Below are 22,370 nucleotides of genomic sequence, written 5' to 3'. Positions count from 1 at the left end.
GTCGCGCGAGCCGGGGCTCAGTTGCCGAGCTCGATCGGCACGCCGACCAGGCTGCCGTACTCGGTCCACGAACCGTCGTAGTTCTTGACGTTCTCCTGGCCGAGCAGCTCGTGCAGCACGAACCAGGTGAGCGCGGAGCGCTCGCCGATCCGGCAGTACGCGATGGTGTCGGTCGCCAGGTCGACGCCCTCGGCCTCGTAGAGGGCCTTGAGCTCGTCGTCGCTCTTGAAGGTGCCGTCGTCGTTGGCGTTCTTCGCCCACGGGATGTTCTTGGCGGACGGGACGTGGCCCGGGCGCTGCGACTGCTCCTGCGGGAGGTGGGCCGGGGCGAGCAGCTTGCCGGAGAACTCGTCGGGCGAGCGGACGTCGACCAGGTTCAGGGTGCCGATCGCGTTGACCACGTCGTCGCGGAAGGCGCGGATCGAGGAGTCGGCCGGCTGCGCGGTGTACTGGGTGGCGGCCCGCTCGGGCTGCTCGACGACCAGCTCGCGGGAGTCGAGCTCCCACTTCTTGCGGCCGCCGTCCAGCAGGCGGACGTCGCCGTGGCCGTACAGCTTGAAGTACCAGTAGGCGTAGGACGCGAACCAGTTGTTGTTGCCGCCGTAGAGCACCACGGTGTCGTCGTTGGCGATGCCCTTGGCGGACAGCAGCGCCTCGAAGCCGGCCTGGTCGATGAAGTCGCGGCGGACCGGGTCCTGGAGGTCCTTCTTCCAGTCGATCCGGACCGCGTTGCGGATGTGGTTCTTGTCGTAGGCGGCGGTGTCCTCGTCGACCTCGACGACGACGACCTTCGGGTCGTCCAGGTGGTCCTGGACCCAGTCGGCGTCGACCAGGACGTCACTGCGGCTCATGTGGTTTCTCCATCCGGGGGCGGTTGGCGGAAGGGCTGCGGGAAGTGCTCCGGACCGCACGCGTCCGCACGCCTGTCCGCATGCTGGGACGGCGCGGGGCGCGGCTTCGGCCGGGGTGGATCAAGGGGTGTGTTCGCCGCTCCGGGCGCACCGGTGCCCGTGGCTACCGGTCAAGCGGCGTCGGAACGGGGCGGACGGGCCGGGACTGCGGGGCGCGACCGCCGGTCAGCGCATTCGACACAGGCAGCTCGACACGCGGCAGTGGTCTACCGCCCGCCGCTTCGTGAGGTCCGCCTGTCGCTTCATGACCACGATGCTAGGGAACCGGTGGGGGCGCTGTCACCATTGTGTCGAATAGTGAGACTCGATCATCCGGATGGTGGGATTTACCGGTTTTCGCTCCCCGGCCGCCCGACCCGGCCCCCGTGCGGGGACCGGGCGAGCGGGCGTTTCCGGACGTTCCGGCATCCCGGCTGGACAGCACGTCTCGCCCAGCGGACAGCGGACGGCAGGCGGCGGACGGCGGGCCGGCGGCCGGCGGCGGGCGGCGGGCCTAGTGGCCGAGCGTGGTGCCGGGGGCGAGGGTGAAGTGCAGCCGCACCCCGTCCTGCTCCGGGACGGCCTCGGAGAGCGTGAGGCCGGTCGGCAGGCCGGTCAGCGCGAACCGCCGGGGCTTCAGCAGGTCCCCGGCCACGCCGTTCAACTTGGCCGCGAGGCCGTTGAGTTCGAAGCCGTCCACCACCACGTCCGAGCCCTCGCTGCGCAGCCTGCCCTCGACCGTGACGCCGGCCACCGAGGTCTTCACCTTGCCCGGACCGGCGTACTGCAGGGGGATCTGGCCGCCCGCCACGAACTTCGACAGGTCCTGGTACGAGATCACGCCCTGTCCGTCGCCGCGCCCCACCGTGACGCCCCGGTAGGAGTCGGTGAACTTCACGTCGGACATGTTCGCCCTGAAGGAGTGCACCGTCACGGTCTGCCTCCCGTCGGTCACGGTCATGCCGTCCGAGCTCATCGTGACCTTGTCCAGCTCCCCGGCCAGCGCGCTGGTCAGGAACGGGAAGTCGTCGATCTCGATGTCCGGCCGGCTGGTCATCCACCCGGAGGAGACGGCCGCGTCCGCCGCCTGGTCCTCCGCGACCCCGACGGCGATCCGGTCGGCGCCGACCAGCAGGCCGCCCACCACCCCGAGACCGATCAACAGCTTGACCGAGCCGTGCATCGCACTCCCCCTGAGTCGTTCGAACCGGAGTCCGTTCGGAGGCGAACGGACTCCGGGCTACGGACATAGGGACGATCGCACGCATGCCCCAGTTCCGGAACGCCAGTCGGGAAACCGGTGCTCAGCCTCCGGCGAACGGCGGCAGCACCTCCACCGTCCAGCCCGCGGACAGCGGCACCCCGGCGGGCTCCCGGCCGCCGGTCTGCTCGCCGTCCAGCAGGAACGAGCACACCGCCAGCAGCCGCAGCAGCTCCGGCCGGTCGGCGTGCGCGGCGCGCACCGCCTCCAGCGCCCCGGCCAGCGTGGCGGCCTCGAACGGCTCCTCGGCCCGGCCCGCCGCGGACTTGGCGGCGGCCCAGTAGCGGACGGTCCCGCTCACCCGCGCGGGTGATCCGGCGGAACTGCGGACTTCGGTGGTCGCGGTCACGGCAAACCCTCTCGACGCTCCTCGCCCGGTACGGCGGCCGGCCCGGTGCCGGCCGGCCCACCCGTGGATCGGGGTACACGTACGGTGCGGCCGGTGCGGCCCCCATCATCGCCCGCACCCCCCGCCCCGGGGCAAGCACCCCCGCGCCGCGCGGCCCCCGCCGCCCCGCCCGGCCCGCCGCCCGGAGCACCCGACGGCCCCGTGCGCCCCGCTCGCGCCTCTCCCCAGGCCGCGGGAGGTCGGCTATTCTCGGACCAGTGAGGGATCCGGGCAGAGTCGCCCCCGGGTCCTTTTGTGCTTTCAGGACGCCATGCGGACGTTCTTGCGAAAAGGTGCCCCACCCGCACCCGCCCGCCGGAGCGCCCCCGCCGCCGGCCGCACGACGAGGTGCGCAACCGGCGGGACAGACCGGAGGGTACGCCGATGGACGAGGCACCAGCGGGACGCCGGGGGTTGCGGGACCCCGGGCGAGCCACCGCCGCCCCGTCCGCCGACGCGCCCGCCGGCCCTGCCGGCGCTCCCCCACCCTGTCCCGCGGCCGCCGCCCTCCCCCGGCGGCCGCTACCGCGACGACCCGGAAAGGGGACTAACCGGGTATGAGTTCACTGCTCCTGCTGACCAACGCCCTGCAACCCTCCGCCGAGGTGCTGCCCGCCCTCGGGCTGCTCCTGCACAGCGTCCGGGTGGCCCCCGCCGAGGGGTCCGCCCTGGTCGACACCCCGAGTGCCGACGTGATCCTGGTCGACGGCCGGCGCGACCTGCCGCAGATCCGCAGCCTGTGCCAGCTGCTGCGCTCCACCGGCATCGGCAGCCCGCTGATCCTGGTGGTCACCGAGGGCGGCCTGGCCGCCGTCACCGCCGACTGGGGCGTCGACGACGTGCTGCTCGACACCGCCGGGCCGGCCGAGGTCGAGGCCCGGCTGCGGCTCGCCCTGGGCCGGCTGAACGCCACCGCCGACGACAGCCCGATGGAGATCCGCAACGGCGACCTCTCGGTCGACGAGGCCACCTACTCCGCCAAGCTCAAGGGCCGCGTCCTCGACCTCACCTTCAAGGAGTTCGAGCTGCTCAAGTACCTGGCCCAGCACCCCGGCCGGGTCTTCACCCGGGCCCAGCTGCTCCAGGAGGTGTGGGGCTACGACTACTTCGGCGGCACCCGCACGGTGGACGTCCACGTCCGCCGGCTGCGCGCCAAACTCGGCGTCGAGAACGAGCAGTTGATCGGCACCGTGCGCAACGTCGGCTACCGCTTCGTGGTGCCCGAGCGCCCCGACAAGGCCCCCGAGCGGGCCGAGCAGGGCCGCACCGGCTCGGCCCGGGAGCGCTGACGGAGGGCCGGGCGGGCCGCACCGCGCGCGCACTCGCCCGGCCCCGCGGGAACACTCGTCCGGCTTTGCCCGGTTCGGTCCCGAAAGCGCCGTCCCACCAGGTGTCACCCCGGGCCGGCGGGCCGAACGACCCGCGTAGACTCCCCCCGTGGCCAAGGTGACGCGCGACGACGTAGCCCGACTGGCTGGCACCTCGACGGCGGTCGTCAGCTATGTGATCAACAACGGTCCCCGGCCGGTCGCCCCGGCCACCCGGGAGAAGGTGCTCGCCGCGATCGAGCAGCTCGGGTACCGACCCAACTCGGTCGCCCAGGCGATGGCCTCCCGGCGCACCAACCTGATCGGCATGGTCGTCCCCGACGCCCGGCAGCCGTTCTTCGCCGAGATGGCGCACGCCGTGGAACGCGCCGCCTCCGAGCGCGGCAAGCTCGTCCTGATCGGCAACTCCGACTACGTGGACGACCGCGAGGTGCACTACGTCCGCGCCTTCCTCGGCATGCGGGTCTCCGGCCTGATCCTGGTCAGCCAGGGCCCCTCGCAGCGCGCCGCCGAGGAGTTCGCCGCCATGGAGGGCGCCAAGGTGGTGCTGCTGCACCGCCGCCCCGAGGCGATCGACGACGTCGCCGTGGTCACCGACGACATCGGCGGCTCCGAGCTGATCGTCCGCCACCTCCTCGAGGTGCACGGCCACCCGTACGTGGCCTGCTTCGGCGGGCCGGTGGAGTCCCCCGCCCCCGGCGACCCGGTGATCGACCACGTGGCCGGCTGGGAGCTCGCGATGGCCGCGCACGGCCTGCCCACCGAACCGCACCTGGTCGACGCCCCCTTCCACCGCTACGGCGCCTACCAGGTCGCCCTGGAGCTGCTCGGCTCCGAGCGGCGGCCGCCCGCGGTCTTCTGCTCCACCGACGACCAGGCCCTCGGCGTGCTCCGGGCCGCCCAGGAACTCGGCCTGCGCGTCCCCGAGGACCTCGCGGTGGTCGGCTTCGACGACATCCCCGAGGCCGCCTTCGCCTCCCCGCCGCTGACCACCGTCGCCTCCGACCGGGACGCGATGGCGCGGGCCGCCGTCGACCTCGTCCTCGACGACTCGCTGATGGTGCCCGGCAGCGACACCGAGCGCGTCCGCAAGTTCCCGTCCCGGCTGGTCGTGCGGCGCTCCTGCGGCTGCGGCGGCGAACAGCCCTGACCTGCGGCGCCGCCCCCGGCCCGATCGCCCGCCTGACCAGGCTTTATGAGAAGCTGACGCGCTTCTCGGGGAACCTCTAGCACGCTCTCATCCGGTCTTCATGAAACGGGCGGAGCTTGGTCGTCATGAGCGACCAGCACCGCAGCACCCACGAGCCCCACCCCCAGGACGGCGGCGCGGGCTGGGCCCCGCCGCAGCCGCCCGCCGCGCCCGGGTACCCGCCGCACCCCGGCACCCCGTACCAGGGCGCCCCCTACCAGGAGGCCGCCTACCCGGCGCTGCCGCCCGCCGACGCGGGTGACCCGGCGCTGCTGCCCGCGACCCTCGGCCCCGCCGACGGCCCCGCCGACGGCCCCGCCGACGAGCAGCCGCCCGCCGGACACCGCGCCCGCCGCGGCCTGCTGCGCGGCCGGCTCGCCCTGGCCACCGCCGTCGCCGCGGTCGCCGCCCTGGTCGGCGGCGTCACCGGCGGCGCGCTGGCCCACGAGCACACCGGCTCCACCAGCGCGAACAGCACCCTGGTACGCCCGGTCTCCGCCAACGCCGACGGCAGCGCGAACGTCTCGGCGATCGCCGCCGCGGTCTCCCCCGCCGTCGTGCAGATCACCGTCAAGACCTCCGGCGGCACCGCCACCGGCACCGGCGTGGTGCTCACCGCCGACGGCCAGATCCTCACCAACTACCACGTGGTCTCCGGCGCGGTCGGCGGCGGCGGCCAGATGACCGTCTCCTTCCAGGACGGCTCCACCGCCTCCGCCACCGTCACCGGCACCGACAAGTCCCTGGACACCGCCGTCATCACCGCCTCCGGCGTCAGCGGCCTCACCACCGCCGTCCTCGGCGACTCCGACGGCGTCGCCGTCGGCGACTCGGTGGTCGCCATCGGCAACCCGGAGGGCCTCACCGGCACCGTCACCTCCGGCATCGTCTCCGCCAAGGACCGCAAGGTCTCCGTCCAGGTCGACGAGAGCACCACCAGCAACAACGGCGGCTTCGGCTTCCCGGAGCTGCCCGGCCAGCGCGGCTCCTCGGGCTCCGGGTCCTCGTCCGGCTCCTCCGCCGACACCGCCACCTACCAGGCGCTGCAGACCGACGCCGCGCTCAACCCCGGCAACTCCGGCGGCCCGCTGATCAACGCCGCCGGGCAGGTCATCGGCCTGAACTCCGCGATGTACTCCGCCTCCGGCTCCAGCTCAACCGGCAGCTCCGACGCCGGCAGCGTCGGCCTCGGCTTCGCCATCCCGATCAACAGCGTCAAGCAGGTCCTGTCCCAGATGCAGGCCGGCAAGACCCTCTGACACCCGCCCGTTCCGCCGCACCCGGCGGACAATGGCCAGGACCGCACCGGACTCAGAAAGGGCCCGCGCCGATGACTCCCCCCGCCGACGACCGCACTCCCGCCGAGGCCCCGGGCGGCGGCGCCCGCGTCCTCGTGGTCGACGACGAGCCCGCGCTGCGCGACGCGCTGGAATCCAGCCTCGCCTTCGAGGGCTACCAGGTCACCACCGCCACCGACGGCTACGAGGCGCTGGCCGCCGTCGAACGCGACCACCCCGACCTGGTGCTGCTGGACATCATGATGCCCCGGATGGACGGTCTCACCGCCGTCCGCCGGATGCGCTCCCGCGGCGACACCGTGCCCGTCCTGATGCTCACCGCCCGCGACGCCGTCGGCGACCGCGTCACCGGCCTCGACGTCGGCGCCGACGACTACCTCGCCAAGCCCTTCGAGCTCGACGAACTGCTCGCCCGGGTCCGCGCCCTGCTCCGCCGCAACGCGCTCGCCGCCGAGGCCGCCGCCCGCACCGCCGCCGACGAGGACGACGGCGAGGTGCTGGCCTTCGCCGACCTGCGGATGAACACCGCCACCCGCGAGGTCACCCGCGACGGCACGCCCATCGAGCTGACCCGCACCGAGTTCATGCTGCTGGAGATGTTCCTCTCCCACCCGCGCCAGGTGCTCACCCGCGAACAGATCCTCAAGGCCGTCTGGGGCTTCGACTTCGAACCCTCCTCCAACTCCCTCGACGTCTACGTCATGTACCTGCGCCGCAAGACCGAGCAGCACGGCATGCCCCGGATCATCCAGACCGTCCGCGGCGTCGGCTACGCGCTGCGCGCCGCGACCGGCGCCGCGGCATGAGACTCGTCGGCCGGCTCACGGGGTGGTTCCGCGGCAGGTCGCTGCGGAGCAGGCTGGCCATGCTCACGGCCGCCGCGGTGGCGGTGGCGATCGCGGTCGCGGCGGCGGCGTGCTGGTTCCTGGTCGAGGACCAGTTGGACAGGCAGGTGCGCAGCAACCTGGCGGCCGCGCCGATGGACCCGACGTTCGGGATGCCCAATTCCGGCCAGGGCGACCCGAACGGGGTCAAGTCCGTCCCGGTGGCCTGCGGGACGACGGCGGCCCAGGCCCAGGAGCAGGCCGAGAAGGAGTGGTCCACCAGCAACGGCCACGGCCGCTACAACCGGTGGCCCAGCCAGCTGCTCGCCCCGAGCGGCGGCCAGGTGTGCCTGCCGTTCGGCTCGGTCAGCGGCATCGTCACCACCCCCGCCGACCTGGACGCGGTCGGCACCGCGGGCTTCACCATCCGCGAGGGCTCCTTCGTGGACGGTGACTCGGCGCTGGTGCGGGTCAGCACGGTGCCGGTCAATGGCGAACGGTGGGTGCTGCTGACCGCCGTCTCCACCCAGAGCGTCGACGACTCGCTGCGGCAGCTCGCCGTGGTGCTGTCCTGCGTGGCCCTGGCCGGGGTCGCCGTCGCCGGCGTCGCCGGGCGGGTCGTCGCCCGGTCCGCGCTCAAGCCCGTCGACCAGCTGACCGACGTGGTCGAGCACATCGCCCGCACCGAGGAGGTCGGCACCACCATCCCCGTCCACGGGAAGGACGAGATCGCCCGGCTGTCCACCTCGTTCAACTCGATGTCGACCGCGCTCGCCAACTCCCGGGAGCGGCAGACCCGGCTGATCGCCGACGCCGGGCACGAGCTGCGCACGCCGCTCACCTCGCTGCGCACCAACGTCGACCTGCTGATCCGCTCGGACGCGCAGGGGCGGGCGCTGCCGCCGGAGACCCGGGCCCGGATGCTGGGGAACATGAAGGCGCAGATGCAGGAGCTGACGCTGCTGATCGGCGACCTGCTGCAGCTGTCCCGGCCGGACACGCCGAACCCGGAGGCGGTGCGGACGGTGGTGCCGTTCCACGAGACGGTGGAGCGGGCGCTGGAGCGCGGGCGGCTGCGCGGGCCGTCGCTGGTCTTCGACACGGACGTGCGGCCCTGGTACGTGCACGGGGACCCGGCGGCGCTGGAGCGGGCGGTGGTCAACCTGCTGGACAACGCGGTGAAGTACTCGCCGCCCGCCGGGACGATCGACCTGCGCCTGCAGGACGGCCGGTTGACGGTCCGGGACCACGGGCCGGGCATCCCGGCGGAGGAACTGCCGTACGTCTTCGACCGGTTCTGGCGCTCGCCGTCCTCGCGGCAGCTGCCGGGTTCGGGCCTGGGCCTGTCGATCGTGGCACAGACCGTGCAGGACACCGGTGGGCAGGTCTCGCTCGGCCCGGCGCCGGACGGCGGGCCGGGGACGCAGGCGGTGATCGTGCTGCCGGGGCAGCCGGACGAACCGCGCTGAGGACGCGCCGGAGGGCGGGGCACCCGGGGCGCCCCGCCCTCCGTCACGTGCCGTGCGGTCAGCCGGTCTGGCCGACGGCGATGACGTTGATCCGGTCCGCGGCCGGCGGCGCGATCGGGGCGCTCGCCGAGCTGTGCGCGGTCAGGTACGTGTTGAAGACGTCCAGGTCGGAGGCGCCGACCAGCTTGTCGGTGCCGGCCGCGAAGGCCGGGAAGCCGTCGCCGCCGCCGGCCAGGAACTCGTTCGCGGCGACCCGGTAGCTGGCGGCCGGGTCGATCGGCGCGCCGTTCAGCCGGATCGAGTCGACGACCACCCGGGCCGCGCCGGTCCGGTTCAGGTCGAGGGTGTAGTGCAGGTTGTCGGAGATCTGCAGCACCTTCGGGGACGCCTCGTTGGAGCCGGAGACCTGCTGCTGCAGGACCTGCACCAGCTGGGCGCCGGTCAGCGTCTTGACCTGCATCATGTTGGTGAACGGCTGGACGGCGAACACCTCGCCGTAGGTCACCACGCCGTCGCCCTCGCTGCCGGTGGCCTTGTACACCAGGTCGGCGCGGATGCCGCCGGGGTTCATGAACGCCACCTGCGCGCCGCCCTTGTCGGCGGGCGACAGCCCGGCCAGCTGGGCGTCGGCGATCAGGTCGCCGAGCGGCTTCTCCAGCGCGCTGGAGCCGCGGCCGTTGATGTCGGCGGTGATGTAGCCGGTGGCCCGGTTGGCGATCGGCGCGGCCAGCTTGGTGTACCGCTCCAGCAGCGCGGTCAGGTCCGGCGCCTTGGGCAGGTCGCGGCGCACGACGTGGTTGGCGGCGGTGACCGACGGCCGGACGATGGCGCCGGTGCGCTTGTCCAGCTTGAGGTCGATCTCGGTGTACAGCCGGCCGAAGGAGGCGGCGCTGGTCACCGAGCGGGGCACGCCGGCCGGGTCCGGGATCATGCAGGCGTACGAGTTGTGGGTGTGGCCGGTGACGATCGCCCCGACGGCCGGGTCGATGTTCCGGGCGATGTCCACGATCGGGCCGGAGATGCCCGCGCCGGCCGCGCCGCAGTCGTAGTTGTACACGTTGCTGGCGGGCAGGCCGCCCTCGTGGATCAGCGCCACGATCGAGTTGACGCCCTGCTTCTTCAGCTCGGCCGCGTACTTGTTGATGGTGGCGACCTCGTCGCCGAACTTCAGGCCCTGCACGCCGGCGGCGGTGACGATGTTCGGGGTGCCCTCCAGGGTCACGCCGATGAAGCCGACCTTGACGCCGCGGACGTTCTTCACCCAGTACGGCTTGAGGAGCGGCTTGTTGGTCTTCTCGTTGGTGACGTTCGCCGCCAGGTACGGGAAGTCCGCGCCCTCGAAGGTGCGGCCCTCCTCGTAGCAGCCGTCGGTCGGGTGGCAGCCGCCGTTCTGCATCCGCAGCAGCTCGGCCGAGCCCTCGTCGAACTCGTGGTTGCCGACCGAGGTGACGTCGAGGCCGATCTCGTTCATCGCCTCGATGGTCGGCTCGTCGTGGAACAGGCCGGAGACCAGCGGGCTGGCGCCGATGATGTCGCCGGCCGCGACGGTCAGGCTGTTGGGGTGGCCCTTGCGGGCGTCGCGCAGCGCGGTGGCCAGGTACTCGACGCCGCCGGCCGGGGTCGCGACGGTCTTGCCGGTGGCCGGGTCGATCTCGGTGATCGTGCCCGAGGAGCCCGCCGGGGGCTCCAGGTTGCCGTGGAAGTCGTTGATGGCGAGGAGCTGCAGGTCCTCGTACTTGGGCTTGTCGTGGCCCCGGCCGTGGGCCTCGGCGGTGGCCGGCAGGACCATCGAGCCGAAGAGGGCGGCGGCCGCGGCGACCGCGAGGGCGGTCGTGCGGCGGCCGGTGGTACCGGAAATGGGCATGGCTGTCCCCTGGACCGTCGGGGCCGCGGCAGCGCGGCCTGGCGTTGTCTGGTGCAGCCTAGGGTCAACGCGCGTAGCTGTCAGGAACCTGCGAGTAACGAGCTGGTATCCACGGCCTGACGAAACGTCTGCCGACCCCCGGTCAGGCCCCTGCCACCGGGGTCAGATCCGCGGCTGCGCCGCCAGCTGCTGGTCCGCCCTCTCCCGCTCGGCCATCACGTCCTCGGTCATCGCGCGGTCGGTGTACACCAGCGGCTTCTCGGCCTCGGTGATGATGTGCTTCACCACCTGCACGTTGCCGTTGACGTCCCACACCGCGATGCCCGGCGACAGCGTCGGGATGATCTCCACCGCCCAGCGCGGCAGGCCCAGCACCCGGCCGGTGGCTCTCGCCTCCTCCGCCTTCTGCATGTAGATCGTCCGGGTCGAGGCCATCTTCAGGATCGCCGACGCCTCCTTCGCCGCCGCCCCGTCCACCACGTCCGACAGGTGGTGCACCACCGCGACGAAGGACAGGCCCAGCCGGCGGCCGAACTTCAGCAGCCGCTGGAACAGCTGCGCCACGAACGGGCTGTTGATGATGTGCCACGCCTCTTCCACCAGGAAGATCCGCTTCACCCGGTCCGGGCGCAGCCAGGTGTGCTCCAGCCACACGCCGACGATCGCCATCAGGATCGGCATCGCGATCGAGTTCCGGTCGATGTGCGACAGGTCGAAGACGATCAGCGGCGCGTCCAGGTCGATGCCCGCCGAGGTCGGGCCGTCGAACATGCCCCGCAGGTCGCCGTCGACCAGCCGGTCCAGCACCAGCGCCACGTCCAGGCCCCAGGACTGCACCTCGCCGACCTGCACGCCCAGCGACTCCACCGCCGACAGGTCGGGGCTGCGCAGCGTGTCGATGATGTCGTTCAGCACCGGCTGACGGTCCTTCACCGTCGCCAGCACGTAGGCGTGCGCGGCCTTCAGCGCGAAGCCGGCCCGCTCCTCCAGGCCGCGGCCCATCGCCACCTCGATGATGGTGCGCAGCAGCGACAGCTGGCCGGTGGTGGTGATCGCCGGGTCCAGCGGGTTCAGCTTCACCCCGCCGTCCAGGGCCGCCATCGGGTCCAGCCGGACGGACTTTATCCCCAGCGCGTTCGCGATCAGGTTCCACTCGCCGACGCCGTCCTCGCCCTGCGCGTCCAGCACCACCACCTGGCGGTCGCGGAACCTCAACTGCCGCAGCACGTACGTCTTCTCCAGCGCCGACTTGCCGTTGCCGGACTCCCCCAGCACCAGCCAGTGCGGGGCCGGCAGCTGCTGGCCGTACAGCTGGAACGGGTCGTAGACGTAGCCCTTGCCGCTGTACACCTCGCGGCCGATGATCACCCCGGAGTCGCCCAGGCCGGGCGCCGCGGTCGGCAGGTACACCGCCTGCGCCTGGCCGCTGGAGGTGCGCACCGGCAGCCGGGTGGTCTCCACCCGGCCGAACAGGGTGCTGGTGAAGGCATCGGTGAGCTTGCCGAGCATCGACGGTCCTCCGGGGGGTCAGCGGCGTCAGCGGCGGATGCCGGTGGCGAACGGCAGGGTGTTGGCGAACGCCCGGTGGTGCTCGCGGTCGCACCACTCCAGCTTCAGGTAGCTCTTGCCCGCCGACGCCCGGATGGTGCGCTTGTCCCGGGCCAGCGCCTCCGGGCTGCGCGAGGACACCGTCAGGTACCCGACCAGGTTCACCCCGGCCGCGCCGGACGCCAGGTCGTCGCCGCGCTGGTCCACCCGGCCGGTGTGCGCCAGGTCGCGCGGGTCCACCGTGCGGTTCATCTTCGCCGCCCGGCTGGCCTCCGCCTCGTCGTTGGTCTTCTCGGTCAGCATCCGCTCGATCGCCACGTCGGTCGGCTCCAGGTCCATGGTCACCGCGACCGTCCGGATCACGTCCGGCGTGTGCACCAGCAGCGGCGCCAGGAAGTTCACCCCGACCGGGGTCAGCGGCCACTCCTTGATCCACGCGGTGGCGTGGCACCACGGCTCCCGGGTCGCCGCCTCCCGGGTCTTCGCCTGCAGGAACTGCGGGTGCGTGGCGTCCAGCTCGGCCGGCCAGGCGTTGCGCCGGCTCATCGCCTGGATGTGGTCGATCGGGTGGTCCGGGTCGTACATCGAGTGGATCAGCGACGCCAGCCGGGCCTGCCCCAGCGGCTGCCGCACCCGGATGTCCGCCTCCGCCAACCGCGCGCAGATGTCGGTCAGTTCGCGCGCCATCACGGTCGCCAGGCCGTCGTCGCTGCGGTCCCGCTTCGCCTCGCCCCGCCCGTACGCGGTGCGCCCCATCGCGTGCGCCTCCGCCGCCAGGTCACGGGTGTAGTGCATGCACGCCACCAGGTACGCCCGGTGCTGCTCCGAGGAGGTCGACACCATCGACTGCAGCTGGTCGTAGCTCTCCTGCAGCCAGCGCGGCGCCGCGTGGTCGCCGCGCCGCTCCACGTCCTTGGCGTGCGCGTCCGGGTCGGCCGGCAGGGTGCGGGCCAGGATCTGCAGCCGGGTCACGAAGCCGTCGCCGTTGGCCACGTGCTTGAGCAGCGTGCCGAACCGGTCGACCAGCGCCTCCTGGTCCTCCGAGTCGCGCAGGCCCACCCCCGGGCCCTCGATCTCGATCGCCGCGGTCACCGTCCGGCGCTCCAGGTGCATCAGCACCGCGACCTCGTCCGGCCCGAACGGCGCGGTCAGCCAGCGCAGCCGCCCCACCCCCGGCGGCGGGCCGACCTCCACCTCGCGCCCGTCCAGCCGCGTCCCCGCCTCGTGCACGTCCGGCTTCCACACCGCCCGGCCGCTGCGCACCGTCCGCCGGAACGTCCGGTTGATCTCCACCCACTTGTAGAACGTCCGCCGCCGGTACGGCACGTACACCGCCATGATCGCCAGCAGCGGGAAGCCCACCAGGCCCGCGATCCGCAGCGGCAGCAGACTCGGGATCAGCCCCCACACCATGCCCGCGCCGGCGCCGGCAATGATCAGCACGATCTCGCCGTTCTCCCGGTTGCGCCCGATCGGCGCGTTCGGCCGCGCCTTGCCGATCAGGTAACTGCGGCGCTGATGGGCATACGGCTGGGCGTACTGGGTGCCGTACTGGCCGAGCTGGTCGCTGCTCATCTACCCGTCACCCTCCCTTCGGGTTGTTGACCGGAGACTGGACCTGGGCCTGCGCGGGCGGCGCCGCCGGACGCACCGGGTTCGCCGGCCGGGAGGCGTGCGCCGCGATGCCCGCGCCCGCCCCGCCGCCGCCGGCCGGGGCGCCGCCACCGCCGCCGCCCTCCGCGCCGCCGCGCGAACCGTGCGTCGAGATGCCCTGCTTCACGAAGTTCGCCGGGCCGTTGATCATCGCGCTGCCGGCCTGCACCGCGCTCGCCCGCGCCCGCCGCATCGCCATCAGCTCGTCGCCGAAGCCCGGCACGAACCGGTACACCGCCGCGCTCGCGAAGATCGACAGGAACAGGATCGCCAGCCCCGCCAGCACCCGTCCGAAGTCGTCGTCCGCCCCCGCGCCGGTCGCCACCGCGCCCGCCAGCCCCAGGATGATCACCACGATCGGCTTCGCCAGGTCCACCGCCAGCATCATCGCGGCCCACCGGCGGACGTGCTTCCACATCTGCTTGTCCACCAGCCCCGCGTACACCGCCGTCCCCAGCAGCGCGCCCACGTACAGCATCGCCGCCCGGATCACCAGCTCCACCCACAGCACCGCCGCGGCCAGCACCGCCACCAGCGACACCAGGATCAGGATCAGCGGGCCACCGCCCATGCTGCCCTTCTCCAGGGTGTCCGCGAAGCCGCCCAGGTACGTGCCGGTGTCCGACTTCGTCCCCGACGCGATCGCGTCCGTCATCCCGTCGGTGACCGTCACCACCGTGTACAGGATCAGCGGCGTGAACGCCGAGGCGATCACCGTCAGCCACAGGTACCCGACCGCCTCGCCGAACGCCTGCCCCAGCGCCGCGCCGCGCACCGCCCGCTTGGTCACCGCCAGCAGCCACAGCACCAGCGTGATCACCGTCGAGACCGCGAACACCACCGCGTACTGCTGCAGGAACGCCGCGTTCGTGAAGTCGACCTTCGTCGTCCCGTCGATCGCCCCCGACAGCTGCCGCACCACCCACGCCGCCGCCTGCGCGCACCCCTTCGCCAACGACCCCAGCGGGTCCGTGACCCCGGAGACGGCGTCCGTCCCGGGGATCACGGTGGCCCCGTCGGGGGCGCACAGCTTGTCGGCGCCGGGTACCGGCACGTCCACCGTGCAGGAGGGCTGGGGGGTGGGCGAGGGCGCGGCGGCGGCCGCCCGGACCACCGCGAGGAGCGCCAACTGGAGCGAGGCGGTCGCTCCGGCCAGGACCGCGACGCGACGGCCGAGTCCTCTGCCGGCTCCGTCAGCGCGCATAGCGGAAACCTCCGAACTGCTGGACGGCACCCGTGATCTCCTCCGAGGTCGCGGCCTGTTGGTCAGCGGGCAACGGTGCCGGGCCTGCCTTCCGGCTGTAGTCGATGATCTTCCAGTCGCTGCCGGTCCAGCGCATCGTGATGCCGAGTGTGTACCAGTTCTCGGTGACCGGGACCTCGGATGCCTTGCCGGTCATCCCGATCAGCGAGTTGCACCACACCTCCACCTTCGTCCCGGTGTCCGAGTAGTTCGCCAGCCCGGTGCCGATCGGGATGGTGCGGCTGATGAACGTCAGGTTCTTCGGCGCCCTCCCCTCCGCGTCGAGCCCGTAGTGCGCGTTCGTCTCCGGCGTGAACGCCTGGTCCAGGCGGGCCTGGAGGGCGGGGACGGCGGTGGGGTCGGCGACGGTGGTGAGGACGGTGCGGCGGCTGTCGGCGCGGAACATGTCGGCGGAGCCGAGGGCCACCGCGTAGTTGGCGGCGGCGGACTGCGCGCCCTGGTCGGTGTGCGGGTAGCCGGTGCCGATGCCGTTGGAGGTGGTGGTGACGGGCTGCTGGCCGCTGGCGGCGGTGTGGTCGGGGGAGGCGGCCGCGGCGGTGGCGCGGTCGCCGGAGGTGCCGGTGCCGGCCCGGCCGGCCGCGGGTTTGTCGCGGTTGGCGATGGAGACGGCGACGACCAGCAGGGTGACGATGCCGAGGATGGTCAGGAGGGTGCGCAGCGGCCTGGCCTGGCGTCCGGTCACGTGGGCGGTCTGTTCGGCGACCGGTAGCCGCGTACGGGTGTGCGGCTGGTCGTCGGACAACGGCACGGGGGCCCTCCTGGTGGGGCGCCGCCGCGCGGGGCGCGCGCGGCGGCGTGACGGGTGCTCGGCGGGGGGACGGGGTGCGGCGGTGCGGTGCGGCGGTGTGGATCAACGGCGCCCGGGGGCGAGTTGTCCGATCGTCAGATGGCCATGCCGTACACAATGGTGAACAGGGTGCCGAGCGAACCGATGATGAACACGCCGGTCAGGCCGGCGACGATCAGCCCCTTGCCCTGTTCGGCGCTGAAGGTGTCGCGCATCGCGGTGGCGCCGATCCGCTGCTTGGCGGCGCCCCAGATGGCGATGCCGAGGCAGATCAGGATCGCGACGGCCATCACGACCTGCACCATGACCCGGGCCGAGGAGCCGAGGGAGGCGAACGGGCCCCAGTCGGGGGCGATCCCGCCGATGATGGTGTCGATGTTGGCCTTCTTCGGCGGGTCCTCCGCCAGGTACCGGATCACTGTGCTGTCCACGTTCAGGTCCATCCCATCTCACCGCCCGATCAGGAAAATTCAAGGCCCCGGACCACGGTCGAGCGAAGGGGCGGGGCCTGTTCTTGGCCAGATCTGATGTCGACTTGGCTGTTTCTCGCGGATCGCTCGTGGCTGGCCGAACGCCTCCGCCAGGATGTCCGGTGCCTCAAGGATACTTCCCGCTCCTGGTATCTGTGATGATTGCACCGGGCAATTGCGCAACAGGACATGGCCGCTGACGTTCCGTCGGGATGGTGCTGGATGGTGCTCCGGAAAGCTCGGGCGGCGGGCGCCGCGGCAGTGGTGCTCGGGATCGGTTTCGTGGGCGTCGTGACGCTCGGGACGTACGCGGCGAGCGGGGTCCCGGAGCGGTCCTCCGCCCCCCTCGGGCTGTCCGGCGGGACGGTGCCGGCCGCGTACCGGCCGCACATCCAGAAGTGGGGCGGGCTCTGCCCGGAGATCTCCGCGCCGATGCTGGCCGCGCAGCTCTACCAGGAGAGCGGGTTCGACCCGGCGGCGCGGAGCCCCGCGAAGGCGTACGGGATGGCGCAGTTCCTGGAGGCGACCTGGGCCACGTACGGCACGGACGGCGACGGCGACGGCAAGCGGGACATCTGGAACGCCTACGACGCGATCGCCTCCGCCGCCACCTACGACTGCGCGCTGGCCCGGGACGTGGCGAAGGTCCCCGGCGACAGGCAGTCCAACATGCTGGCGGCGTACAACGCCGGTCCGTACGCGGTGATCGAGCACAACGGGATCCCGCCGTACAAGGAGACCCAGGGGTACGTGCGCAGCATCCAGGCGCTGGCGAAGTCCTTCACCGCGCCGGCCGCCCAGGGCGGGCGGCTGGCGCTGTCCCAGGCGGCGGCGGGGGCGATCTGGTTCGCGCAGGGCAAGCTGGGCACCGACTACCTGTGGGGCGGCACCGGGCAGAGCTGGGAGGACGGTCGGTTCGACTGCTCCGGCCTGACCCAGGCCGCGTACCACAGCGTCGGCATCGAGCTGCCCCGGGTGGCCAACGACCAGTGGTACGCCGGGGAGCACCCGTCCCGGGACCAACTCCGGCCCGGCGACCTGGTGTTCTTCGCCAACGACCTGGAGGACCCGCGCACCATCCACCACGTCGGCATCTACGTCGGCGGCGGGTACATGATCGACGCGCCGCACACCGGGGCCAAGGTCCGCTACGACACCATCGACCAGAAGGACTACATCGGGGCGACCCGGGTCACCCCGGACGGCGCCGCCGCGCTGCCCAACCGGAACCCGAACGACGGCACCATCACGAAGAGCGAGGCCCCGAGGACGAGCTGACCGCCCGGCATGTGCACGCCCCGTGGACGGTGAGTCAATTTTGCATAACGGTGTGTTTCGAAGGAAACCGCGGCGGCCTTGATCGCGTTGACTCAGGAGGCTGCCGGTCGTCCGCACCCGGAAGCACCACGATCTGGGACCACTGCGGAGAGCCGACAGGGAGGTGCGGCGTGCCGACGCTGCTCGCCGACGCCGGAACCGGTTCGGGCGACCCCGACCTCGGCCTGCTCAAGGCCGTCAACGGCCTGGCCGCCGATGCCCCCGGCTGGCTGGACTCGCTGGTCGCCTGGACCGCCGAGTACGGCATCCTGTTCGGCCTGGCCGCGCTCGGCCTGGCCGGCTGGCTGCTCGCCCGCCGCCGCCCGGACGCCCCGGTCGCGGTGGCCGGCGTGCTGTGGGCGCCGCTGGCCGTCGCCATCGCCGAACTCGCCAACCTGCCGATCTCCCGGCTGGTGAACCGGCCGCGGCCGTTCGTCAGCCACCCGGAGCTGGACGTCCTGGTGCCGGGCAAGGAGGACACCCTCTCCTTCGTCAGCGACCACTCGGCGATGTCCATGGGCATCGCCGTCGCGCTGTTCCTGGTCAACCGCAGGCTCGGCCTGGCCGCCGGGGCGCTCGCCCTGCTGCAGGGCTTCTGCCGGCTGTTCGTCGGCGTGCACTACCCGACCGACGTGATCGGCGGCTACGCGCTGGCCACCGCCGTGGTGCTGCTGCTCGCCCCGATCGCGATGGCCGTCCTGGTGCCGCTGTGCCACGCGCTGTCGCGCACCGCGCTGCGCCCGCTGGTGGTGGCCCGCTCCGCCGGTGCCGCCGACGGCCGCCCGGCGGCGCCCGCGGGCCGCCGCTCCGGCCGCCGCCGGGGCCACGACGGGCCGCCCCGGGGCCGGGACCGCGACCGGGACCGGGACCGCGAGTCGGACCTGGCGGCCTGAGCCGCACCGAGAAGCCGGAAGAGCTGAAGGGCCTGAAGAGCTGAAGGACTGAAGGGTCAGGCGACTTCGGCGTCGGCCCCGGTGCCGGCGCCGGTCTCCGCGAGGTGCCCCGCGGCGTCCCGCCGGGACTTGTCCCGGGAGCGCCGCCCGGGGGCGAACCAGCCGCAGCCGCACTGCGCGAAGCTGAACGAGCCGCGCTCCACCACCTCCACCCGGTGCTCGTCCGGGTGATCGGTCCGTAATGCCCCGCCGGGTGCCACCCGGCGCTGATCTGCCACGTCCTTCACCGTATCCCGGCGCCGCGGCGCACCGTTCCCGTCCGGTCGGTGAACATCCGCGTAACCTTCGCGGCCCCGGCTCGTTTGCCTGGCGAGCGCTCCGCCCATCCGGGGTGGTCGCCTGCCGGGTCGTCCGGGGCCCGAGGGGGTTGTCGAAGAAGTGAAGATGCTCAACCGCGCCGCCGCCGCGGCCCTGCTCGTCGCCGCGCTGTCGGCCTGCACCGGCGGCGGCAACGGCCCGTCGGTCTCCGCCGACCAACTGTCGGCGGACCCGCTGACGGCCGTCCGCTCGGCCGCCGACATCACCGGCCGGACGGGTTCGGTGCGGGCGGTCACCGAGCTGATCACCGAGTCCGCCGACAAGAAGGCGGTCTTCCACGGCACCGGCGGCTACGACTACGTGAAGCGGATCGGCCGGCTGGAGATCGACGTCCCGCCCGGCGCCGCCACCACCGGGAAGATCACCGAGGTGGTACTGCCCGGCACGGTCTACCTGCAGAACAGCGGCGCGAAGATCCCCGAGGGCAAGTGGGTCAAGCTGGACGTGCGCCAGCTCCCGGACGGCAACCTGGTGAGCTCCGGCGCCACCGACCCGGCCACCGCCGCGGGCGCGCTGCGCGGCGCGCAGTCCGCCGAGCTGGTCGGTACCGAGCCGGTGGACGGCGTGGAGCTCAAGCACTACAAGGGCACCCTGGACCTGGCGAAGGCCGCCGACGCGACCGGCGGCCGCGGGGCGGACGGGCTGCGGATGGCCGCCCAGACCTTCACCGCCAAGGCGGTCCCGTACGAGGTCTGGCTGGACGGCCAGGGCCGGCTGCACAAGGTGGTGGAGCACTTCGCCTTCGCCGGGGTGGCCGGGTCCACCGAGCAGAAGGACCAGGTCGCGGTGGTCTCCACGCTGTCGCTCGCCGACTTCGGCCGGCCGGTGGAGGCCGCCGAGCCCGCCGCCACCGACATCTACTCGATGAAGGCCGGCGCCTCGCCGAAGTGACCCGCGATGCCGGGCCCACCCGTTTCGGGCGGCAGAGATGGCCCGTCCGTGCCATGTGGCCCGGCCCGCCGCTCCCTACGCTGGTACGGGGCGGACGAGCGGTGCGGCGAACGGGGCGCGGAAGGGGTGGAGGCCATGGCATCCGGCGAGAGCGGCACCGGCGGCCACGACAGAACCGCGCTGGACGAGATCGACCTGACCGGCGAGCTGATGATCGCCGCCTCGGCCAGCCGGGCGGAGCGGCTGGCCGCCGAGCAGATCGACGAGGTGCTGCTGGCCCGCCGCGAACCGGACCGGCCGGAGGACTGACCCGCCGTCAACGCCCCGCGCCGGTGACGGGGCCGGTCGGGCCGGGCGGGCCGGTCGGGCCGGGCGGTTCAGGTGCGCAGCAGCCGGGCGATGGCGGCGCTGGCCTCGGCGACCTTGGCGTTCAGCTCCTCGCCGCCGTCCTCCGCGGCGGCCGCGGCGGCGACGCAGTGCCGCAGGTGCTCCTCGAGCAGGGAGAGCGCGAAGGACTGCAGGGCCTTGGTGGAGGCGGACACCTGGGTGAGGATGTCGATGCAGTAGACGTCCTCGTCGACCATCCGCTGGAGGCCGCGGATCTGACCTTCGATCCGGCGCAGCCGCTTGAGGTGCGCCTCCTTCTCGCCGCTGTAGCCGTGCGGCCCGGCGGCCGCGGCCGTGCCGTGGCAGGCCGCCGGCGCGGTGTCGGTGCTCGGGGTGTCGATGGTGGTCATCCGGTCCGCCCTCTTGGTCTCGTGCTCGGCCCGCCCCCGGCCCCCGGCCGGGAGGTGCCCCCTGTCCAACACGCGGCACCGGCCTGGTGTTCCGCCGTCCGGGCGTCAGGACAGAGATCCCCGTGCAGAGCGGGAGCAAACCGGCGTGTCGTGGGACACACTTAGGGCGCGCGTCGGCAACCCCGTGTCCACCAGTGGGGCGCGTGCGCCTAGCATCGTCAAGTACCGACCCCGCACATCGGAGATTTCCGTGCGTTTTAGCCTGACCCCGAAGGAGACGAGCTTCTACGACATGTTCGCCGCAGCAGCGGAGAACCTGGTCGTCGGATCGAAGCTCCTGCTGGAACTACTGGGCTCTGACGTGTCAGCCCGCGCGGAGATCGTCGAGCGCATGCGCGCCGCCGAGCACGCGGGGGACGACACCACCCATGCGATCTTCCACCAGCTGAACTCCTCGTTCATCACCCCGTTCGACCGGGAGGACATCTACAACCTGGCCTCCTCGCTGGACGACATCATGGACTTCATGGAGGAGGCCGTCGACCTGGTCGTCCTGTACGACATCGAGACCCTCCCGAAGGGCATCGAGCAGCAGATCGAGGTGCTGGCCCGGGCGGCCGAACTGACCGCCGAGGCGATGCCCAACCTGCGGTCGATGTCGAACCTCACCGAGTACTGGATCGAGGTCAACCGGCTGGAGAACCAGGCGGACCAGATCCACCGCAAGCTGCTGGCCCACCTGTTCTCCGGCCAGTACGAGGCGATCGAGGTGCTGAAGCTCAAGCAGGTCGTGGACGTCCTCGAAGAGGCCGCCGACGCGTTCGAGCACGTGGCCAACACGGTGGAGACCATCGCCGTCAAGGAGTCCTGACCTCCGTGGACATGGCAGCACTGATCGTCGTCATCGGCGTCGCTTTCTTCTTCACGTACACCAACGGCTTCCACGACTCCGCCAACGCGATCGCCACCTCGGTCTCCACCCGGGCGCTGACGCCCCGGGCGGCGCTGGCGATGGCCGCGGTGATGAACCTGGCGGGCGCCTTCCTCGGCAGCGGGGTGGCGAAGACCGTCTCCGAGGGGATCATCGAGACCCCGACCGGCAGCAAGGGCATGGCGATCATGTTCGCGGCCCTGGTCGGGGCGATCACCTGGAACCTGGTGACCTGGTACTTCGGCCTGCCGTCCTCCTCCTCGCACGCGCTGTTCGGCGGCATGGTGGGCGCGGCGCTGGCGGGCGGCATCGGGGTGGTCTGGCACGGCGTGGTCGAGAAGATCATCGTTCCGATGATCGTCTCGCCGGTGGTCGGCCTGGTCGGCGGCTTCCTGGTGATGCTGGCGATCCTGTGGATCTTCCGGCGGGCCAACCCGCACCGGGCCAAGCGCAACTTCCGGGTCGCGCAGACCGCCTCGGCGGCCGCGATGGCGCTGGCGCACGGCCTGCAGGACGCGCAGAAGACCATGGGCATCGTGGTGATGGCGCTGACCATCTCCGGCCACCACTCCGGCACCGGCATCCCGATCTGGGTGAAGATCTCCTGCGCCACGATGCTCTCGCTGGGCACCTACGCGGGCGGCTGGCGGATCATGCGCACCCTCGGCCGGAAGATCATCGAGCTGGACCCGCCGCAGGGCTTCGCCGCCGAGGCCACCGCCTCCGCGGTCATGTACGTCACCTCGTTCGTCTACGCGGCGCCGATCTCCACCACCCACGTGATCACCTCGGCGATCATGGGCGTGGGCGCCACCAAGCGGGTCCGCGCGGTCCGCTGGGGGGTGGCGAAGAACATCGTGATGGGCTGGTTCATCACCATGCCGGCGGCGGCGATCGTGGCCGCCGCGATGTACGGGATCGTGAACCTGCTGGTGCTCTAGCTCCCGCACGGAACCGCAGGCGGAAGGGCCCGCCCCCACAGCACGGGGG

The 22,370-nt window shown here is 72.5% G+C and carries 22 protein-coding genes; 11 read left to right on the top strand and 11 right to left on the bottom strand.

The annotated features are described in order from the left end of the window. Positions 1-17: 17 nt before the first annotated feature. The 3 genes from ACFUEL_RS08210 to ACFUEL_RS08200 all read right to left on the bottom strand — a co-directional run bounded on the left by ACFUEL_RS08210 (position 18) and on the right by ACFUEL_RS08200 (position 2,452). Positions 18-851, bottom strand: coding sequence for a sulfurtransferase (locus ACFUEL_RS08210; protein ID WP_380235227.1), 834 nt, complete (start codon positions 849-851; stop codon positions 18-20). 553 nt (positions 852-1,404) lie between these two features. Next, the gene (locus tag ACFUEL_RS08205) at positions 1,405-2,073 is read right to left on the bottom strand and encodes a DUF2993 domain-containing protein (RefSeq protein ID WP_380235226.1); all 669 of its coding nucleotides are present in this window, start codon (positions 2,071-2,073) and stop codon (positions 1,405-1,407) included. Between the two features lie 121 nt (positions 2,074-2,194). After that, a complete protein-coding gene (locus ACFUEL_RS08200) occupies positions 2,195-2,452 on the bottom strand; it encodes a MoaD/ThiS family protein (RefSeq protein ID WP_380235225.1) in 258 nt (85 codons plus the stop codon). Between the two features lie 644 nt (positions 2,453-3,096). Here ACFUEL_RS08200 and ACFUEL_RS08195 point away from each other — a divergent pair. The 5 genes from ACFUEL_RS08195 to ACFUEL_RS08175 all read left to right on the top strand — a co-directional run bounded on the left by ACFUEL_RS08195 (position 3,097) and on the right by ACFUEL_RS08175 (position 8,647). Continuing rightward, on the top strand, positions 3,097-3,828 hold the full coding sequence (locus ACFUEL_RS08195) for a response regulator transcription factor (RefSeq protein ID WP_380235224.1): 732 nt from the start codon (positions 3,097-3,099) through the stop codon (positions 3,826-3,828). Positions 3,829-3,976: 148 nt separating this feature from the next. Next, positions 3,977-5,017 carry a LacI family DNA-binding transcriptional regulator gene (locus tag ACFUEL_RS08190; protein ID WP_380235222.1) on the top strand — a complete coding sequence of 347 codons (1,041 nt, stop codon included), beginning with the start codon at positions 3,977-3,979 and terminating at the stop codon, positions 5,015-5,017. A 125-nt stretch (positions 5,018-5,142) separates the two neighbouring features. Continuing rightward, a complete protein-coding gene (locus ACFUEL_RS08185; protein ID WP_380235221.1) occupies positions 5,143-6,315 on the top strand; it encodes a S1C family serine protease in 1,173 nt (390 codons plus the stop codon). 71 nt (positions 6,316-6,386) lie between these two features. Then, positions 6,387-7,160, top strand: coding sequence for a response regulator transcription factor (locus ACFUEL_RS08180; RefSeq protein ID WP_380235220.1), 774 nt, complete (start codon positions 6,387-6,389; stop codon positions 7,158-7,160). Positions 7,161-7,219: 59 nt separating this feature from the next. Further along, positions 7,220-8,647: a sensor histidine kinase gene (locus tag ACFUEL_RS08175; RefSeq protein WP_380235218.1), complete on the top strand. Its 1,428-nt coding sequence runs from the start codon at positions 7,220-7,222 to the stop codon at positions 8,645-8,647. A gap of 58 nt (positions 8,648-8,705) precedes the next feature. On the opposite strand, the gene ACFUEL_RS08170 is transcribed toward ACFUEL_RS08175, so the two are convergent. The 6 genes from ACFUEL_RS08170 to ACFUEL_RS08145 form a co-directional block, all read right to left on the bottom strand. Further along, positions 8,706-10,511, bottom strand: coding sequence for a bifunctional metallophosphatase/5'-nucleotidase (locus ACFUEL_RS08170; protein WP_380235217.1), 1,806 nt, complete (start codon positions 10,509-10,511; stop codon positions 8,706-8,708). Between the two features lie 162 nt (positions 10,512-10,673). Beyond that, on the bottom strand, positions 10,674-12,020 hold the full coding sequence (locus ACFUEL_RS08165) for an ATP-binding protein (RefSeq protein WP_380235216.1): 1,347 nt from the start codon (positions 12,018-12,020) through the stop codon (positions 10,674-10,676). A 27-nt stretch (positions 12,021-12,047) separates the two neighbouring features. After that, a complete protein-coding gene (locus ACFUEL_RS08160; protein WP_380235215.1) occupies positions 12,048-13,634 on the bottom strand; it encodes an SCO6880 family protein in 1,587 nt (528 codons plus the stop codon). A 7-nt stretch (positions 13,635-13,641) separates the two neighbouring features. Next, entirely contained in the window at positions 13,642-14,916 is a 1,275-nt protein-coding gene (locus ACFUEL_RS08155) for a hypothetical protein (RefSeq protein ID WP_380235214.1), read from the bottom strand. Further along, positions 14,906-15,724 carry a hypothetical protein gene (locus tag ACFUEL_RS08150; protein ID WP_380235213.1) on the bottom strand — a complete coding sequence of 273 codons (819 nt, stop codon included), beginning with the start codon at positions 15,722-15,724 and terminating at the stop codon, positions 14,906-14,908. The genes ACFUEL_RS08155 and ACFUEL_RS08150 overlap by 11 nt, the downstream gene beginning before the upstream one ends. A gap of 134 nt (positions 15,725-15,858) precedes the next feature. Further along, complete coding sequence (locus ACFUEL_RS08145; RefSeq protein ID WP_344558463.1) at positions 15,859-16,206, bottom strand: hypothetical protein; 348 nt, start codon at positions 16,204-16,206, stop codon at positions 15,859-15,861. A gap of 249 nt (positions 16,207-16,455) precedes the next feature. Between ACFUEL_RS08145 and ACFUEL_RS08140 the strand changes: the two genes are divergently transcribed. Continuing rightward, positions 16,456-17,511: an NlpC/P60 family protein gene (locus ACFUEL_RS08140; RefSeq protein WP_380235212.1), complete on the top strand. Its 1,056-nt coding sequence runs from the start codon at positions 16,456-16,458 to the stop codon at positions 17,509-17,511. Positions 17,512-17,681: 170 nt separating this feature from the next. After that, on the top strand, positions 17,682-18,443 hold the full coding sequence (locus ACFUEL_RS08135) for a phosphatase PAP2 family protein (protein ID WP_380235210.1): 762 nt from the start codon (positions 17,682-17,684) through the stop codon (positions 18,441-18,443). A gap of 56 nt (positions 18,444-18,499) precedes the next feature. Here ACFUEL_RS08135 and ACFUEL_RS08130 read toward each other — a convergent pair whose 3' ends face one another. Continuing rightward, positions 18,500-18,721 (bottom strand): hypothetical protein, encoded by a 222-nt coding sequence (locus tag ACFUEL_RS08130; protein ID WP_380235209.1) that lies wholly within the window; start codon positions 18,719-18,721, stop codon positions 18,500-18,502. 166 nt (positions 18,722-18,887) lie between these two features. Between ACFUEL_RS08130 and ACFUEL_RS08125 the strand changes: the two genes are divergently transcribed. Next, positions 18,888-19,712 carry a hypothetical protein gene (locus tag ACFUEL_RS08125; RefSeq protein ID WP_380235208.1) on the top strand — a complete coding sequence of 275 codons (825 nt, stop codon included), beginning with the start codon at positions 18,888-18,890 and terminating at the stop codon, positions 19,710-19,712. A gap of 135 nt (positions 19,713-19,847) precedes the next feature. Further along, complete coding sequence (locus tag ACFUEL_RS08120; protein ID WP_380235207.1) at positions 19,848-20,021, top strand: hypothetical protein; 174 nt, start codon at positions 19,848-19,850, stop codon at positions 20,019-20,021. A gap of 68 nt (positions 20,022-20,089) precedes the next feature. Here ACFUEL_RS08120 and ACFUEL_RS08115 read toward each other — a convergent pair whose 3' ends face one another. Further along, entirely contained in the window at positions 20,090-20,449 is a 360-nt protein-coding gene (locus ACFUEL_RS08115; protein WP_380235206.1) for a metal-sensitive transcriptional regulator, read from the bottom strand. Between the two features lie 250 nt (positions 20,450-20,699). On the opposite strand from ACFUEL_RS08115, the gene ACFUEL_RS08110 reads away from it, so the two are divergent. Continuing rightward, complete coding sequence (locus tag ACFUEL_RS08110; RefSeq protein WP_014137429.1) at positions 20,700-21,320, top strand: DUF47 domain-containing protein; 621 nt, start codon at positions 20,700-20,702, stop codon at positions 21,318-21,320. A gap of 5 nt (positions 21,321-21,325) precedes the next feature. Beyond that, the gene (locus ACFUEL_RS08105) at positions 21,326-22,321 is read left to right on the top strand and encodes an anion permease (protein WP_380235205.1); all 996 of its coding nucleotides are present in this window, start codon (positions 21,326-21,328) and stop codon (positions 22,319-22,321) included. The last annotated feature ends 49 nt before the right edge of the window (positions 22,322-22,370 follow it).

It is taken from the genome of Kitasatospora sp. NPDC057198, assembly GCF_042670125.1.
Lineage (GTDB): Bacteria > Actinomycetota > Actinomycetes > Streptomycetales > Streptomycetaceae > Kitasatospora.
This window is presented reverse-complemented; position numbering and strand designations above follow the sequence as displayed.

What these genes read in the sequence shown, in the direction of transcription:
- ACFUEL_RS08210 (WP_380235227.1), bottom strand. Translation starts at nt 851, where the DNA reads ATGAGCCGCAGTGACGTCCTGGTCGACGCCGACTGGGTCCAGGACCAC.
- ACFUEL_RS08165 (WP_380235216.1), bottom strand. Translation starts at nt 12,020, where the DNA reads ATGCTCGGCAAGCTCACCGATGCCTTCACCAGCACCCTGTTCGGCCGG.
- ACFUEL_RS08170 (WP_380235217.1), bottom strand. Translation starts at nt 10,511, where the DNA reads ATGCCCATTTCCGGTACCACCGGCCGCCGCACGACCGCCCTCGCGGTC.
- ACFUEL_RS08145 (WP_344558463.1), bottom strand. Translation starts at nt 16,206, where the DNA reads ATGGACCTGAACGTGGACAGCACAGTGATCCGGTACCTGGCGGAGGAC.
- ACFUEL_RS08120 (WP_380235207.1), top strand. Translation starts at nt 19,848, where the DNA reads ATGGCATCCGGCGAGAGCGGCACCGGCGGCCACGACAGAACCGCGCTG.
- ACFUEL_RS08115 (WP_380235206.1), bottom strand. Translation starts at nt 20,449, where the DNA reads ATGACCACCATCGACACCCCGAGCACCGACACCGCGCCGGCGGCCTGC.
- ACFUEL_RS08175 (WP_380235218.1), top strand. Translation starts at nt 7,220, where the DNA reads ATGCTCACGGCCGCCGCGGTGGCGGTGGCGATCGCGGTCGCGGCGGCG.
- ACFUEL_RS08195 (WP_380235224.1), top strand. Translation starts at nt 3,097, where the DNA reads ATGAGTTCACTGCTCCTGCTGACCAACGCCCTGCAACCCTCCGCCGAG.
- ACFUEL_RS08155 (WP_380235214.1), bottom strand. Translation starts at nt 14,916, where the DNA reads ATGCGCGCTGACGGAGCCGGCAGAGGACTCGGCCGTCGCGTCGCGGTC.
- ACFUEL_RS08180 (WP_380235220.1), top strand. Translation starts at nt 6,387, where the DNA reads ATGACTCCCCCCGCCGACGACCGCACTCCCGCCGAGGCCCCGGGCGGC.
- ACFUEL_RS08125 (WP_380235208.1), top strand. Translation starts at nt 18,888, where the DNA reads ATGCTCAACCGCGCCGCCGCCGCGGCCCTGCTCGTCGCCGCGCTGTCG.
- ACFUEL_RS08185 (WP_380235221.1), top strand. Translation starts at nt 5,143, where the DNA reads ATGAGCGACCAGCACCGCAGCACCCACGAGCCCCACCCCCAGGACGGC.
- ACFUEL_RS08205 (WP_380235226.1), bottom strand. Translation starts at nt 2,073, where the DNA reads ATGCACGGCTCGGTCAAGCTGTTGATCGGTCTCGGGGTGGTGGGCGGC.
- ACFUEL_RS08140 (WP_380235212.1), top strand. Translation starts at nt 16,456, where the DNA reads ATGGTGCTCCGGAAAGCTCGGGCGGCGGGCGCCGCGGCAGTGGTGCTC.
- ACFUEL_RS08160 (WP_380235215.1), bottom strand. Translation starts at nt 13,634, where the DNA reads ATGAGCAGCGACCAGCTCGGCCAGTACGGCACCCAGTACGCCCAGCCG.